The organism is Pseudoalteromonas luteoviolacea H33-S (assembly GCF_001625695.1).
Lineage (GTDB): Bacteria > Pseudomonadota > Gammaproteobacteria > Enterobacterales > Alteromonadaceae > Pseudoalteromonas > Pseudoalteromonas luteoviolacea_B.
The window spans coordinates 103,631-118,372 of record NZ_AUXY01000074.1 but is presented as its reverse complement, the minus strand read 5'-3'; the positions used below and the strand labels follow the sequence as shown (position 1 = coordinate 118,372).

12 protein-coding genes are annotated in these 14,742 nt (G+C 41.5%); 3 read left to right on the top strand and 9 right to left on the bottom strand.

Annotated elements, in window-relative coordinates:
- Positions 1–374 precede the first annotated feature (374 nt).
- The 3 genes from N477_RS13680 to N477_RS13670 all read left to right on the top strand — a co-directional run bounded on the left by N477_RS13680 (position 375) and on the right by N477_RS13670 (position 5,808).
- Entirely contained in the window at positions 375–2,669 is a 2,295-nt protein-coding gene (locus N477_RS13680; RefSeq protein WP_063359853.1) for a TonB-dependent siderophore receptor, read from the top strand.
- Between the two features lie 246 nt (positions 2,670–2,915).
- Positions 2,916–4,526: a trypsin-like serine protease gene (locus tag N477_RS13675; protein ID WP_063359854.1), complete on the top strand. Its 1,611-nt coding sequence runs from the start codon at positions 2,916–2,918 to the stop codon at positions 4,524–4,526.
- An 85-nt stretch (positions 4,527–4,611) separates the two neighbouring features.
- Positions 4,612–5,808 carry a hypothetical protein gene (locus N477_RS13670; RefSeq protein WP_063359855.1) on the top strand — a complete coding sequence of 399 codons (1,197 nt, stop codon included), beginning with the start codon at positions 4,612–4,614 and terminating at the stop codon, positions 5,806–5,808.
- Here the strand turns inward: N477_RS13670 and N477_RS13665 are convergent, their stop codons facing one another.
- The 9 genes from N477_RS13665 to rpsA all read right to left on the bottom strand — a co-directional run bounded on the left by N477_RS13665 (position 5,809) and on the right by rpsA (position 14,651).
- Positions 5,809–7,380 carry a cryptochrome/photolyase family protein gene (locus tag N477_RS13665; protein WP_063359856.1) on the bottom strand — a complete coding sequence of 524 codons (1,572 nt, stop codon included), beginning with the start codon at positions 7,378–7,380 and terminating at the stop codon, positions 5,809–5,811.
- Between the two features lie 3 nt (positions 7,381–7,383).
- Positions 7,384–7,530, bottom strand: a complete 147-nt coding sequence (locus N477_RS25655) for a DUF2256 domain-containing protein (protein WP_081216295.1) — start codon at positions 7,528–7,530, stop codon at positions 7,384–7,386.
- Positions 7,531–7,535: 5 nt separating this feature from the next.
- Positions 7,536–8,984 (bottom strand): cryptochrome/deoxyribodipyrimidine photo-lyase family protein, encoded by a 1,449-nt coding sequence (locus N477_RS13660; RefSeq protein WP_063359857.1) that lies wholly within the window; start codon positions 8,982–8,984, stop codon positions 7,536–7,538.
- Positions 8,974–10,311 (bottom strand): DASH family cryptochrome, encoded by a 1,338-nt coding sequence (locus N477_RS13655; RefSeq protein ID WP_063359858.1) that lies wholly within the window; start codon positions 10,309–10,311, stop codon positions 8,974–8,976. Before N477_RS13655 ends, N477_RS13660 begins: the two co-directional genes overlap by 11 nt.
- A 159-nt stretch (positions 10,312–10,470) precedes the next feature.
- Positions 10,471–11,175, bottom strand: a complete 705-nt coding sequence (gene pyrF, locus N477_RS13650) for an orotidine-5'-phosphate decarboxylase (RefSeq protein WP_063359859.1) — start codon at positions 11,173–11,175, stop codon at positions 10,471–10,473.
- A gap of 39 nt (positions 11,176–11,214) precedes the next feature.
- Positions 11,215–12,351 (bottom strand): lipopolysaccharide assembly protein LapB, encoded by a 1,137-nt coding sequence (locus tag N477_RS13645; protein ID WP_063359860.1) that lies wholly within the window; start codon positions 12,349–12,351, stop codon positions 11,215–11,217.
- A complete protein-coding gene (locus tag N477_RS13640) occupies positions 12,348–12,572 on the bottom strand; it encodes a LapA family protein (protein ID WP_231098034.1) in 225 nt (74 codons plus the stop codon). The genes N477_RS13645 and N477_RS13640 overlap by 4 nt, the downstream gene beginning before the upstream one ends.
- A gap of 60 nt (positions 12,573–12,632) precedes the next feature.
- Positions 12,633–12,923 (bottom strand): integration host factor subunit beta, encoded by a 291-nt coding sequence (ihfB, locus tag N477_RS13635; protein ID WP_023401704.1) that lies wholly within the window; start codon positions 12,921–12,923, stop codon positions 12,633–12,635.
- A gap of 60 nt (positions 12,924–12,983) precedes the next feature.
- A complete protein-coding gene (rpsA, locus tag N477_RS13630; RefSeq protein WP_063359862.1) occupies positions 12,984–14,651 on the bottom strand; it encodes a 30S ribosomal protein S1 in 1,668 nt (555 codons plus the stop codon).
- Positions 14,652–14,742 lie beyond the last annotated feature (91 nt).

Genomic DNA, 14,742 nt, shown 5'->3' with positions numbered 1-14,742 from the left:
CAGATTAAAAAACAACCAAGGGATGATGAATTATTTTACTACTTTAATGAGACTTTATTATCAATATTACCTTGCTCTAACAGCCAAACTTTTTGTCGCCCGGATTTATAATCAAAGCGGCATTCATTCAGGACATAAACAAAGTGAAAAAATTTATATTAAAATCTCTCGTTATATTAAAAACTTAATATATGACAAATAATCATGCCATAGCATCCGATTCAGCTTGACTTCAAAGGAATTGTAACGATAATGCAAACCGTTATCATTTAACACCATATTTGGTACAGACGAAATAACGCCATTTCCTTTGTCTCTATCACGTTTATATCAAATTGGTTCATGACATATATTTGTTCTTTGGATAGGATTTTATGGACAACTCTACTTTTCAATCTTCAAAAACACTTCGTTTAGCGCCTGTCACCCTTGCATTAACAGCCGCTCTCACAGGCACGCAGGTATTCGCAGAATCGGCACCTGACGGCGCTCAAACAGCGAATGAAATTGAACGTATTTACGTAACGGCTTCAACCGCTGGTAATTATTCTGATGCCGCGACAAAATCAGCAACTAAAATGATTTTATCACTGAAAGAAACACCGCAGTCGGTTTCAGTGATCACACAACAACAGTTAGAAGATTGGAAGTCAGTTAACATTAAAGACATCTTGCAACACACCACGGGTGTTTATGCGAGTACTTCTCGAAGCCATGACCGTCCTCATTTTATTGTACGTGGTGATTCGGTAAACCTTATTCAAATTGACGGTGTACAACAGTTTCCTGGTGGCAGAAGATCAGATGTTAACGGTGATGCGATTGCTTATGAACGTGTAGAAATACTTCGTGGTGCAAATGGTCTCATGACTGGCGTTGGTTCACCAACTGCAACCATCAACCTTGTTAGGAAACGTGCAATTAGTAAAAAGTTTGACGGCTATGTCGGCGCAACAACCGGTAGATGGAATAACAATCGCGTTGAACTTGATATATCAGCACCTTTGAGCGAAGACGGAAGTATTCGAGGACGTATAGCTGCAGCACATTATGATAGAGACTCATTTGTAGATCGATACGGTCAAGAAAAAACGTCTATTTATATGACGGCAGAGGCCGATCTAGCTGATAGTACATTACTTCGCGTTGGCTATGAGTATGCTGATACCGCTTCTAGAGGTGTCATTAACTCACATGCAGCACCTTACTACTTCGCAGATGGCAGTTTATTCAATCCGAAAAGAAGTGACACCGGTTTAACCGCACAAAACAGCTCATGGCCACTGAAAGAAAAAACTTACTTCACCTCGATTAGCCATGGTTTCGACAATGGTTGGCAGCTAAATGCAATTGCTACATATAACACCATTGATATGCAAGGCGGAGAATTATTTTTCTTATACCCTGCAGATTTCGACTATTACAACCAAGACGGTTCCACGCGGTTAGATCATAATTTCAGCGCTGTCATCAGTAGCTCTGAAGATGTCCAAAAGACCTTTGATATCAACCTTCAAGGCGGGTTTGAATTTTTAGGTCGTGAACATGATCTCATTGTAGGTTTTAATAACTTCGATCGTGATAGAACAAACATTGGTAATTCACACAAGCAATCAGAGGTTGCCATCGGTGATATTTCCAAGATTAACTATTATTCTTGGACAGGTGACATTCCTCATTATCCTTTCGAAGATAAGCACCCTAACAAGCTGTCAAATCATGACAGTAGTGGTATCTATATCGCAACGCGACTATCTATCACCGACAATTTGAAAACAATCATTGGTGCAAGGCGAACAGATTGGGAAGTTATTAACTTTGGAACCAATAGAGAAACAAATACCATAGATTTTGAAAACAAATCTGGCTTCGCAGTTGATAACGAAATAACTCCTTATGCGGGTGTGATTTACGATATTAATGATGATTACAGTGTTTACGCAAGCTATTCAGATGCATTTGAGCCTCAAGACAAATACGACAAAAATGACAATTTGCAAAAACCTATTGTAGGCGACAGCATTGAAGCTGGATTAAAAGCTGAACTAGACTTATTGAACTTCTCTTTCGCTATTTTTGAAAGTAATAAAAGTAATGTCGCTATCAAAGATCCGACCGTCAACCAGAAAACACCTGAAGGCAACACGGCAACTATCCTCGTTGACGACGCGCAAACACGCGGCTTTGAAACTGAAGTTAGCGGAGAAGTCTTCCCAGGCTTCAATATATATGCAGGCTATTCTTACGCAAAATCTGAAGATCAAGATGGTGAGCAGCTCAAAACTGAAGTGCCAAAACAACTATTTAACTTGTACACCACATACCAGCCTTCAAGTCTAGTAGAGAACTTAACCGTTGGTATTGGCATGAACTGGAAAGATGGTTACTGGGTAGATAGCGTTAAGCCTACTGGTGTATACGATGACATAACGACACCATGGGGCGAACTAGTATATGGCAACATTACAGTTCCAGAACGTCGTGATCATGGCTCAATCACCTTATTTAACCTAATGGCACGCTATGATGTGACAGATCATTTAAGTGTATCTCTTAATGTCGATAACCTATTTGATAAGAGCTATTACAATAGCATCTCATCATGGAACGGCGGCGTTACTTGGGGCGAACCAAGAAACTGGAAGCTGTCAGCGAGATACAATTTCTAACCCTTCCTTCCCCTGGGTCTAAAGCGAGCATACAAGCTCGCTTTTTTATTTAACTTTTCCAAGCAGCCCATTGTAAAATTTTTGTTACACCCAAATAACTGTTAGTGTTACTTAAGTTAAAGTTTATTGCTAAAAAATCCGTGGTCTTACCACTGTTTATTTTTCACCCACCACTTGAAAGCAAGATGTATCTCAGATTATTCATATAAAAGCTCAATTTCGAGCATATGAAGGAAAAGATACATCATGAAAAAGGTTAATTTATTACTATCTGCACTCACAGTCGCCGCAGTAAATGCGTATGCTACACCACCGACTGATGTTCAACCGAATGTCGTTGGAGGAATTGAAACCCCAGCATATTCAAGACCATACCAAGTTGCTTTATTGATGAATGGACGCCAAGGCTGTGGCGGCACACTGATCAGTCCGGACTGGGTATTAACAGCTGCTCACTGCTTAGACAGCGCGTCTACATCAAGTTTAACAGTGCGGGTTGGTGCCCACTCCATTAGCCGTGGCGATGGACAAACAATCAGGGTATCTCAGATTATAAACCATGAGAGATGGCGTGGTGCCAATGGGATCCGTTCAGGTTATGATATTGCATTATTAAAACTCGCCTCACCAGCACCAAACCAATACACACCCGCTAAGCTGCCAACCGCAGCAATTGAGTCACAATATGCTAATGTTGGTGCTTATGTCACAGTATCGGGGTGGGGTTTAACCTCAAACAGAGGCAGACCTAGCGATGTTTTGCGTGAGGCCGAACTGCCAGTCATCAGCAACAATAGTTGTAGCTCTTTACTTAATTTCTCTATTCCTGGCTCTGTCATATGCGGCGGTGGTGAAGGTGGTCGTTCAGCATGTAATGGAGATAGCGGCGGTCCCTATGCTGTACGTGTTGGGAGTGATTTTTATAGCATAGGCACTGTGAGTTGGGGAATTGCCTGTCAGGGCGCAACCGCCTTTACTCGTACCACCAGCTACTTAGATTGGATAAAGCAAAAAACGGGCATTATTGATATTCCGAATGACAAACCACCCGTTTCTGATTTTAGATATAGCGTCAATGGCACAATGGTTAACTTCATCAGTACTTCAACTGATGACAAAGGTATTACTCAATTTGATTGGAGCTTTGGCCAAGGTAACACCTCTTCAAGCGCCGAAAACCCCAGTCATGATTATAACTCGAATGGAGAATATAATGTCACGTTAACTGTCACTGACACAAAAGGACAAACTAATAGTACTTCTCAGGTAGTCCGTGTCGGAACCCCGCCCAGCTGTGGAGAAAACTGGTTAGCAACGAAAAGTTATTCACCTGGCGACAAAGTGACATTCAATGGTGTTGTATATGAAGCAATTTGGTGGTCTCAAGGTGCGCAACCAGATTTATACAGCAACGTTTGGCGTAAAGGCAGTGATTGCAACGGTTCATCTGATCCAGTGCCAGTCGCAAGCTTTACTGTTACAAAAAACAATTTAACGGTTTCATTGCAAAATCAGAGTACAGGTGCCGTGTCCTACGCGTGGAATTTTGGTGATGGTAAAACGAGTTCAGTTGCCTCTCCAACACACACCTATGCAGTAAAAGGGCAATACACTATTACGCTTACTGCAAAAAATAACCAAGGACAATCAGCAACATCAAGTAAAGTTGTTTCTGTAGGAGAGGTTTCTGGCGGCTGTAATGGATTACCTAACTGGTCGGCTGAGAAAGTGTACTTCAAAGGTGATCGCGTTGCTCATGACAATGTCATTTATGAAGCAAATTGGTGGGTACAAGGTGAAAACCCAGCAAACTCTGATGATTGGGGACCTTGGACGCGGATCCAACCTTGCAATTAACAAACTGATAGTAAAATGTAAATTTTACTTTTAAAGCGACTAAGTCCCATGTAATCTGATACCAAAAATTACCTCAAAAGAGAGCATGGGACTTAATCAACATAACCGAACAGAATTAACTCGCTTAGGTGAGCGGATCCAAAAAACATTTTTAGCTGTCAGTCATGCTTTGCCTGAGCATGCACACACAATTGGCGGTTTCGCAAAGTATTTAGATTATAATCGTTCGAACAGCCAACGTTTTTTTGCAGCCTGCAAGGCCAATAATGGCTTACAAGTTTTGGTTGAACTACCCGGAACACAAGCTTTACAGCAGCTCTGTGAAAAGCTCTCTCCCCTACTTCCCTCAGTATTGATAAGCCAAGTTAATCAAGTCGTAGACCTATTTTCTCAATGTATAGAAAGCAACGCTAAGAGCCATGCAGACCTCAAACGCTTGTTACAAGAACCTAAAAATAGTGAAGTGCTAAAAGAAGGGTCAGAGCATAAAGCTCAGCTCTATCACGCAGCTAAAGCTTTATTAAAATTCAGTGTGGAAGAGGTTTTTTGTATCTATATTTTGCGTGAAAATCAGAACGATCCAAGCTATTTACAAGAAGTCGCGCTTATCAGTAAGTCAGGTATAAACAGGCTTATGGGTGCAGTGCCATTCGTGCAGTTTTACACTCATCCTCACCCTGAACATTTCAGTGGTCCAGTCGAAATCACAGCAAGTAGTGCCCTTAAGCCCAATGAGTTCACACTGGGTGTTTCAAAAGAACTTTCAAGTCCTGGCTTTTTAAATGCATTTAGTACCTATTCACCCAGTAATTCTGGATTGGTGTTCGACCCTTTGCCAAGCCAGAATAGCGATGTCACTTTTGTGTTTAACAACCCAGACGAAGTCGTCAACCCCTTGGATCGAAACAGTCCATGCAGCTCAACCAGCCTATCGATTAAAAACCCAGTAAAAAAACTCACTATGCTTGTTTTACTTGAAAAGCAAATAGACAAATGTAGTACCGTCAATATCGGTTGCTATCACAGTAATCAAAAAGTTGAAGAAGGCAAATTAAAGGCAAGTGACCTATGGACTGAGCGTTTTCCGGAGTTTCCTGAACTCAAAATAACACCTCTTGAAAATGACTTTGCTCACAGTCAACTTTTGGAAGAACAAAAAACTAAGCTTAGGTATCTACTCACTGTCAGTGGTATAGCTGCTGATGATTTTATTTGCTACACCACTGATGTTGACTACCCTATTTGGTCCAGTACTTATCGCATTTACTTTGAACACCAATAATTACAGTTTATTAAGGTTATCAAGGTAGAATGCCGCTTGCTCCATTATTAACGCCCTTTGCTCAGGGGCTTTTTTACGCCAATTGGCATAAACCATACGATTACGAGGGTTAGAAGAAAACTTGCCTTCATGCGTATCCATAAAATGCCAGTATAGAGAGTTTAATGGACATGCATTGTGACCAGCAACGGACTTGATGTCATATTGGCAGTCTGAGCAGTAGTCACTCATTTTGTTCACGTAGTTCCCGCTGGCTGCATAGGCTTTTGAGCCAACTATGCCACCATCTGCAAATTGACTCATACCTCGAGTGTTTGGCATTTCAACCCACTCTATCGCATCGATGTAGACACCTAAATACCAATCATCCACCTGTCTGGGGTCAATACCAGCAATCAGGCAAAAGTTCCCCGTTACCATTAAACGCTGAATATGATGAGCATATGCATAATCTAGAGACTGCTTCACCGCATGCTTTTGACAATTCATATGCGTCTTGCCATCCCAAAACCAGTCAGGTAAATCTCGTTTTGCGTCTAGCTCATTGAGCCCAGCGTATTGCGGCATGTTTACCCAGTAGATCCCACGAACAAACTCTCTCCAACCAATGATTTGCCTGACAAACCCCTCTACTTGCGCAATATCTATTTCCTGCTGATGCTGCATAAAATAGGCAACAACCGTATCTACCACAAACTGAGGACTAATAATTTTACTATTGAGGGCAAAAGACAGCCTTGAGTGATACAAACTCCATTGTTTTTTTGTATACATATCATCTGCTTTACAAGTCATCGCGTCTTGAAAAAATCCAAACTTGGGTAACTGAGTCTCGCAAAACGAACACAATAACTCTTTGGCTTGCGCTCTGGTTATCGGCCAGAGGCTATTCGCTTCATATGTTCCAAAAGTTCTTACCTGATGCCTTTGCAACCTTTCCCATATATCACTTACATCATTTGCAAAAACCAGCGGCTCAGGTATCTCCGAAAGATCTTTTTGTTTGAGTTTGTTTCTGTTATTGCTGTCAAAGTTCCACTCTCCACCAAAGGGAGTAGAGCCATCCATCAAAATATTAAATCTCACTCGCATCTTTCGATAAAACGCTTCTAACCTATGCTTTTTACCAGCACTAAAATAACTGGAAAGCTCGCTATCTGATAAATAAAAATGTTCAGATTCATAGGCACCGCTCTCGATGTCTATTTGTGCACAAAAAGCACTAAGTTGCTCTCGAAGCCGATACTCATCTGGTAATTGATATTCAAATTTTGCTATGCCATATCTTGCTATCAAGCTATTGAGTAGTTCAGGCAATGTTGCAAATTGGTGGGTGTCATCCAGCGTTAAATGACTCACGTTATGCCCCGCTTTTTGCAGTGCAACCGCGAATGCTTTCATCGCTGCAAAAAAAGCACATACTTTTTGAACATGGTGCTTTACATAACTGGTTTCTTGATTCAGTTCAGCAATTACATACAAGATGCCTTCATCTTTGATACTGTACCAACTATGGCCTGCATTAAGCTGATCGCCCAGAATTAAGCGAAGTGTTTGATAAGTTTGAGACATATTTTATTGGCTCTCTTTGTGACGGTTTGAAGCGCAGCGCTTAGAACAGTATTTGACATTAACCCAGTCCCTCTGCCACTTTTTTCGCCAAGTGAATGGACGCTTGCATGTAACACATACTTTGCTGGGTAAATTTACTTTTTTATGCACTGCGTTTACCTTACATGTATTGCCAAAACACGCTTGGCTTCAATGGCTACATCCTCTCGCTTTTTCCAATGCCACATAAGCGCTTGAGCGTGAGTATAACTTTCTTTTAAATCAACGATAGGATTTGGATATTCGACACCAAGCTCAATGCCATACATCATTTGTTCCATGTCTGTTAAATCCCATGGTGCATGCACAAGGGGGGCTGGTATATTTTCTAATTCAGGTACCCACTTTTTCACAAATATGCCTTCTGGGTCTTTGTCTTCACCTTGCTTTACTGGGTTATAAATACGGATTGTATTTATCCCTGTAACCCCTGCTTGCATCTGAAACTGACTGTAGTGGATCCCAGGCTCAAAATCTAAGAACAATTTAGCAAGGTGGGTAACCCCTTCACGCCAATCAAGCTCCAAGTGGTGACATAAAAAACTCACCAACATAGCGCGCATTCTAAAATTTAGATACCCAGTTTTAATCAAACTGCGCATACACGCATCAACCATAGGTACACCCGTGTTCCCTTCTTGCCATGCTTTTAGACGAACAGCGGCTTCATCTCCCTTTACCCTTGGCATACCCTCATAGGCACGATTGACGCACCTGAACTCCATATCACATTCACTTTCAAACTTTTGGATAAAATGGCAATGCCAGTGCAACCTTGATGTAAAAGCAACCAGAGAACGTCTCCAATGTGGCTTTTTCCAATTCGCTAAGACGGTTTGATATACCTGCCTCAAACTCACGTTGCCCCAAGCAAGATGAGCAGACAGACGAGAGCAGTGGTGCTGAGACTTTTCGGGACTGGAAAGAGAAAACGCATATTCCTTCCCTCTCTCATTAAAAAATGAGTTGATAACATGCCAAGCAAGTGACTCTCCACCTTGCTGAAAATGCACAGACTCAGCTTCATACTGAAACCGCTTAATATCTACGTGCATGGAAAAGTGTGCGCCAATTGGAAACCAATTAACCTCGGCGCAATCAATATCGAGCGTGTCTTCACGCATCACGGTTTGCCAATTTTTGTCCCAACTAGTTCTTGCTTTAAGTCCTCTGATCACAGCGCCTTGTGGGAAATCTTCCCAATTTATACCAAACTTTTTACACCAAGCTGCGACGAGCTTATCTCTTTCAAAAGTGAAGCCAAGCCCTATTTCTTGATGGGAGTACAATGCATCTATGCCAACCTCTTGGTTGATCTGCTCAAGCACATCAATGATGCTCCCATAGGCACAATAGAGACTGTCAGAGTCAATTTGCTTTGAAATATCCTCGAGGGATTGGGATATAAACCTAAGGTGGCGACGAGAAGTGTGTTGATCTTTTATCATGATCGGTTCAAAGCAATACAATAAAAGCACTGGTTTATTTGTTTTTGCCGCCCTATACAGTGCTGCATGGTCTTGTAAACGCAAGTCCCTTTTTAACCAGACAACGCTAATGGCCATGCTTTTCACTCATTACAGGCCAATCGACCATATCAACGTCTTCACTGAATAAGTTGGGATGGCTAGACCACTTTTCTTGAAATGTGCCATCGGGGTCATACATCTGCGCCTGCTTTTCAATATTGAAATGTCTTCCGCCCCTCGGGTCATCACCGACGCCAGCGATATATTGCCAGTTTCCCCAATTAGAGGCGACGTCATAATCTATCAGCTGTTGCTGAAAATAAGCTGCACCATATCGCCAATCCACTTGGAGTTCATTAACTAAGCAACTTGCAACAATCTGTCTGCCACGATTCGACATAAACCCAGTTTCGTTCAACTCCCTCATACATGCATTGACAAGTGGAAACTGAGTGGTGCCATTGCACCAACGTTTGAATCGCTGTGGGTAAAAAGTAGTTAAAGGACGCGCTCCTTTTTCTCCTGCAAACTTAAATAAACTACTCCCTTTTTGTATCGCTTTATGATGAAAAAAATCCCGCCACATCAATTCAAAGCGGATCCAATAAGTAGAGTCATTTGCACCGTGCTGCTGCTCATACATATCAAGCCTATTAATGATCTGTCTTGGTGAGATGTTACCAACGGACAAATACGGGCTAAACTGCGTAGAGTTATACTTGCCATCTAATGCATTGCGAGTCATTTTATATGACGATGCGCTTTGTGTAGAAAAGTATTCTTCTAAGTAATCAAGCGCCGATTTCTCGCCACCTTGGAGCAGACTTTCATTATTAGCCATTGACCCGTCTACTTTGCACATATACTTCTCTGTCACAGTACTGTCCACAACTAATGGCAATGGTAAAGTCTCTGAGAATGTATCTTCAACGTACGAAGAGACCTGTAGTTTGTCTGCTTTTTTTCTAAATTTTGAAAAAGAGCCACTTAAATCTTTGTCTTCCAGCTGCTGTGGACCGAACAACAGGTTGTTGTGCTGGTGTATAAATCGAACCTTTCCATTGTCTGATTTTATATGCTCGAAGGCTGTTCGCTCATCATAGCCACAGCCTAAATGACTGCCGACGACTTCAATCTCCATTTGGGTAATCACATGATTTATGACTTCTCTACTGTGCCCCTTGAATACATATAACTCGTAACCTAATTGCTGCAGTTGCTCAGACAAATCACTCAACGACTGTTGAATAAATTTAAGCCGCTTTTCACCTAAATGTACATGATCAAAATTTGTTGCCGAAAAAAGAGATTCATCCACAACATAAATAAACATGATGCTGCTAGATGCATAAAGAGTGGAATTGAGCGCCAAATTATCTTGAAGCCTCAAATCGTCGGTAAACCAATATAGAGCTTTACTCATGATGCTTGTTTAACCCTGCCTTACAAATGGTTATTAAGCACATTTGTACGCATCAAACATCAATCTAGATTTATAAAATATATAACGAATATAGCGGTGAGAATTGATGACGGGAAAGAGAGGCTCGTCAGGTCCAAGACAGACCTAACGAGTATTCAATTAAGAAATACTGGCGTTAATATCTCTCAATGCTTTTGCAGGGTCTTCAGCTTTCGTGATCGGTCTGCCTATCACCAGATAGTCACTGCCAGCTTCAATAGCTTTAGCTGGGGTCATGATGCGCTTTTGGTCGCCTGCATCACTACCAGCAGGTCTGATCCCCGGCGTAATAAGCTTAAATTCATTACCAAGCTGTGCTTTTAATGTCTCTGCTTCTTGCGCTGAGCACACTACACCATCTAAGCCAGACTCTTTAGCCAGTTTTGCCAAGTAAAGCACCTGCTCCTGTGGTGTTTTATCAATGCCCAACTTGCTTAGCTGAGCTTGGTCCATACTTGTCAAAACAGTAACAGCAATAAGCAACGGCGCCTTATCACCATATTTACTTAACGCTTCTTTGGCTTTTGACATCATTTCTGTGCCACCACTGGCGTGCACATTAACCATCCATACACCTAACTCCGCAGCAGCAGTGACTGCTTTTGCGACCGTATTTGGGATATCATGAAATTTCAGGTCAAGGAATACGTCAAATCCTAGATCTACTAGCTTTTTTACAAATTGAGGGCCAAAGTAAGTAAACATCTCTTTACCTACTTTTAAACGACACTCATCTGGTGAAAGCTGAGACACAAATGCTAAAGCCGCACTCTCGTTGTCATAATCTAATGCAATTAGCACTTTCTTTTGTTCAATATTTGACATAATTACCTTAATTTTCTTTTAAAAGAATCACATACAATATTAATAACCATCTAAGCCTCGACTTGGCACAACTGACTCCCACGTTTTACACGATGGGCATAACCAGTATAGTTTATGGCTAGTAAAGCCACATTTGTTACACTGATAATCAGGCTTAGTGGATATGTAAGATGTAACGAGGTTATCAATCTCTTCTAATACATCTTGAATTTTTACATTTTTGGCACTCAAAAGTTGCAGTAAATAACTGAATCCTCTTATTGACGGCTCTCGCTTTAAGCTGTCAGTTAAAAATACTATCGCTTCTGTTACTTTCCCAGACTCTACTAGCCCCTGACAATGTTTTATTTTTATTGTTACACCTGCGTTAGGGAGTAATTCGCCTATCAAGCCATAAAACTCTTCTGAAATATTCAAGCTCTGATAGCAGGTTTGAAGATCGTTGATAATAAGAGGTGCGATTTGAGGAAATTCGGAGGTCAGTTTTCGCCAATAGTAAATTGCTTTTACATTATCTTGGCGACCGTGTGCATCAAGACCTAACTCATATAAAGGTCTGATAGCTTGATGATTGAGCTTGGTCGCTTGTTCAAAAAATTTGATATCTTTTGATTCAATAGCAACTTCACAATAAAAGTTCGCAATTGCAGCGCAACTGGCTTTATCAGAAAATAGGTCCGAATATGCTTCGTACATATTGACACCTTTTTGCCAGTCTCTCGTTTGCGAATAAAGTTGGATCATGGGCTCCAAAGCATCTTCAAAACCCGCTTTGACTAAAACAACTAAATTAGATTCGGCCCCATCTAATAACCCTGCCATTATATAATCTTTTGCTAATTCCAGCCGGCAGGATTTCACCAATTCTATATCTAAATTAGGCTGCTCTATGAGTAACTCGTGAATTTTGATTGCCCTATCAAGTTCACCGCGTTTTCTAAATAAGGTAGCGAGCGTCAAATAATGCTCTACAGAATCAGCTGACACTTCTAGCAGCTGTATTAGATGCTCAAGACCCTGATCTTCTTCTCTATCAAGTAAGAACTTTAGGCCTTTACTATATTCGGATGTGATTTTTCTATTTTGCTCATGTGCCAAATTTTTAGCACTGTTCTTTCCCATTACATAACCATAAGCAGCGGCAACAGGAAGCAGCAAGAACAAAAGCTCGATCATGGCTGGCTTTGATCTTTATTCAACAATAAATTATTCGTTTTATGTAACTGACGATTCTTTTGTTTTAACCTTACGAGTGAACTCAAGTTAAACAAAACACCAAGAATTATACCTGAAAACAGACATAAGCTCAGCAGTGTCGCTAACGGCATTTCGGCACTTGCAACGATAAAGTTTACTTCAACAACATTCGGATTCTGTGTGCCTACTACAAACGCCACTAAAAGCAACACCAAAAGTAGTCCCTTCTTAACAACTCGAACCAAATTAGGTATCTCCAATTACCCTTCGAGACTAGCGTTGACGCGATCTCTTAATTCTTTTCCAGGCTTGAAATGTGGTACATATTTGCCATCTAACTCTACTGTTTCGCCTGTTTTAGGGTTGCGACCAGTTCTAGGAGAGCGATAGTGCAGAGAGAAACTGCCAAAGCCACGGATTTCGATTCTATCAGAGCCTGATAGTGAACCCGCCATTTGTTCTAAAACTTCTTTTACTGCATTTTCTACGTCTTTTACAGGCACATGTGCATGCTGTTCAGCAAGTTTTTCTATTAATTCAGACTTTGTCATAACGTTTCCTTTAAATAAAAAAAGAAGGGCTAAAGTGCCCTTCTTGATTAGACTTAAGAATTAGTCTTTTTGAGCATTTTTGAAAGCAGCTGCCATTGCGTTTTCGAACGCTGGCTCTTCTTTCTTAAGCTTCTCTAGAGCTTCTTTCTCTTCAGCTTCGAAGATAGCTTTAACAGATAGGCTGATCGCACGGTTCTTACGGTCAACACCTACAAATTTAGCTTCTACTTCGTCACCTTCAGAAACAACAGAAGTTGCATCTTCAACGCGCTCTTGAGCGATGTCAGCTACACGGATGTAACCTTCAACACCTTCAGCAAGCTCTACAGTTGCGCCTTTCGCGTCAACTTCAGTCACTTTACCTTTAACAATAGCACCTTTTTTGTTTGCGTCTAGGTAGTTATTGAAAGGATCAGCTTCGATTTGCTTAACGCCTAGTGAGATACGCTCACGCTCTGGGTCAACCTGAAGAACGATTGCAGTGATCTCGTCGCCTTTCTTGTACTCGCGTACAGCTTCTTCGCCTGGAGTGTTCCAAGAGATGTCAGAAAGGTGTACAAGACCGTCGATGCCGCCGTCAAGACCGATGAAGATACCGAAGTCAGTGATTGACTTGATCTTACCAGTAACTTGGTCGCCTTTGTTCTGTAGACGAGCAAATTCCTGCCAAGGGTTAGCTTTACACTGCTTAAGACCTAGAGAAATACGACGACGCTCTTCGTCGATTTCAAGAACCATAACTTCAACTGTGTCACCTAGTGAAACAACTTTTGAAGGGTGGATGTTCTTGTTAGTCCAGTCCATTTCAGAAACGTGTACTAGACCTTCAACGCCTTCTTCGATCTCAACGAAACAACCGTAGTCAGTAAGGTTAGTTACGCGACCAGTAAGCTTAGCGCCTTCTGGGTAACGACCAGCGATTGCTGCCCAAGGATCTTCGCCAAGTTGCTTAAGACCTAGAGAAACACGAGTCTTCTCTTTGTCGAACTTAAGTACTTTAACAGCGATTTCGTCACCAACATTTACGATTTCACTTGGGTGCTTAACGCGCTTCCAAGCCATGTCAGTGATGTGAAGTAGACCGTCAACACCACCTAGATCTACGAATGCACCGTAGTCAGTAAGGTTTTTAACGATACCTTTAACTTCTTGACCTTCAACAAGGTTAGCAAGAAGCTCTTCACGCTCTTGTGAGTTCTCAGATTCGATAACTGCACGACGAGAAACAACAACGTTGTTACGCTTCTGGTCAAGCTTGATTACTTTGAACTCAAGCTCTTTACCTTCAAGGTGAGCAGTGTCACGTACAGGACGAACATCAACAAGTGAACCAGGTAGGAAAGCACGGATTGAATCAACTTCAACAGTGAAACCACCTTTAACTTTACCGTTGATAACACCGATAACAGTCTCTTGATCTTCACATGCTTTCTCAAGACGGATCCAAGCTTCGTGACGCTTCGCTTTCTCACGAGAAAGGATAGTTTCACCGAAACCGTCTTCGATTGCGTCTAGTGCTACGTCTACTTCGTCGCCAACAGCAACTTCTAGTTCACCAGCAGCATTTTTGAATTGCTCTGCAGGGATTGCACTTTCAGACTTAAGGCCAGCGTCAACAAGAACGATGTTGTTCTCGATTGAAATAACTGTACCTTTAACGATAGAGCCTTGCTCTGCTTCAAAACCCTTTAGGCTTTCTTCAAATAACTGCGCAAAATTTTCTGACATACTAAATACGTCTCATATATAAATGTACCAATAAGCGACCATGCTGCATGGGGTAGTTAAAAAAACACCGGCGGCCTTGCCAGTGCTATGA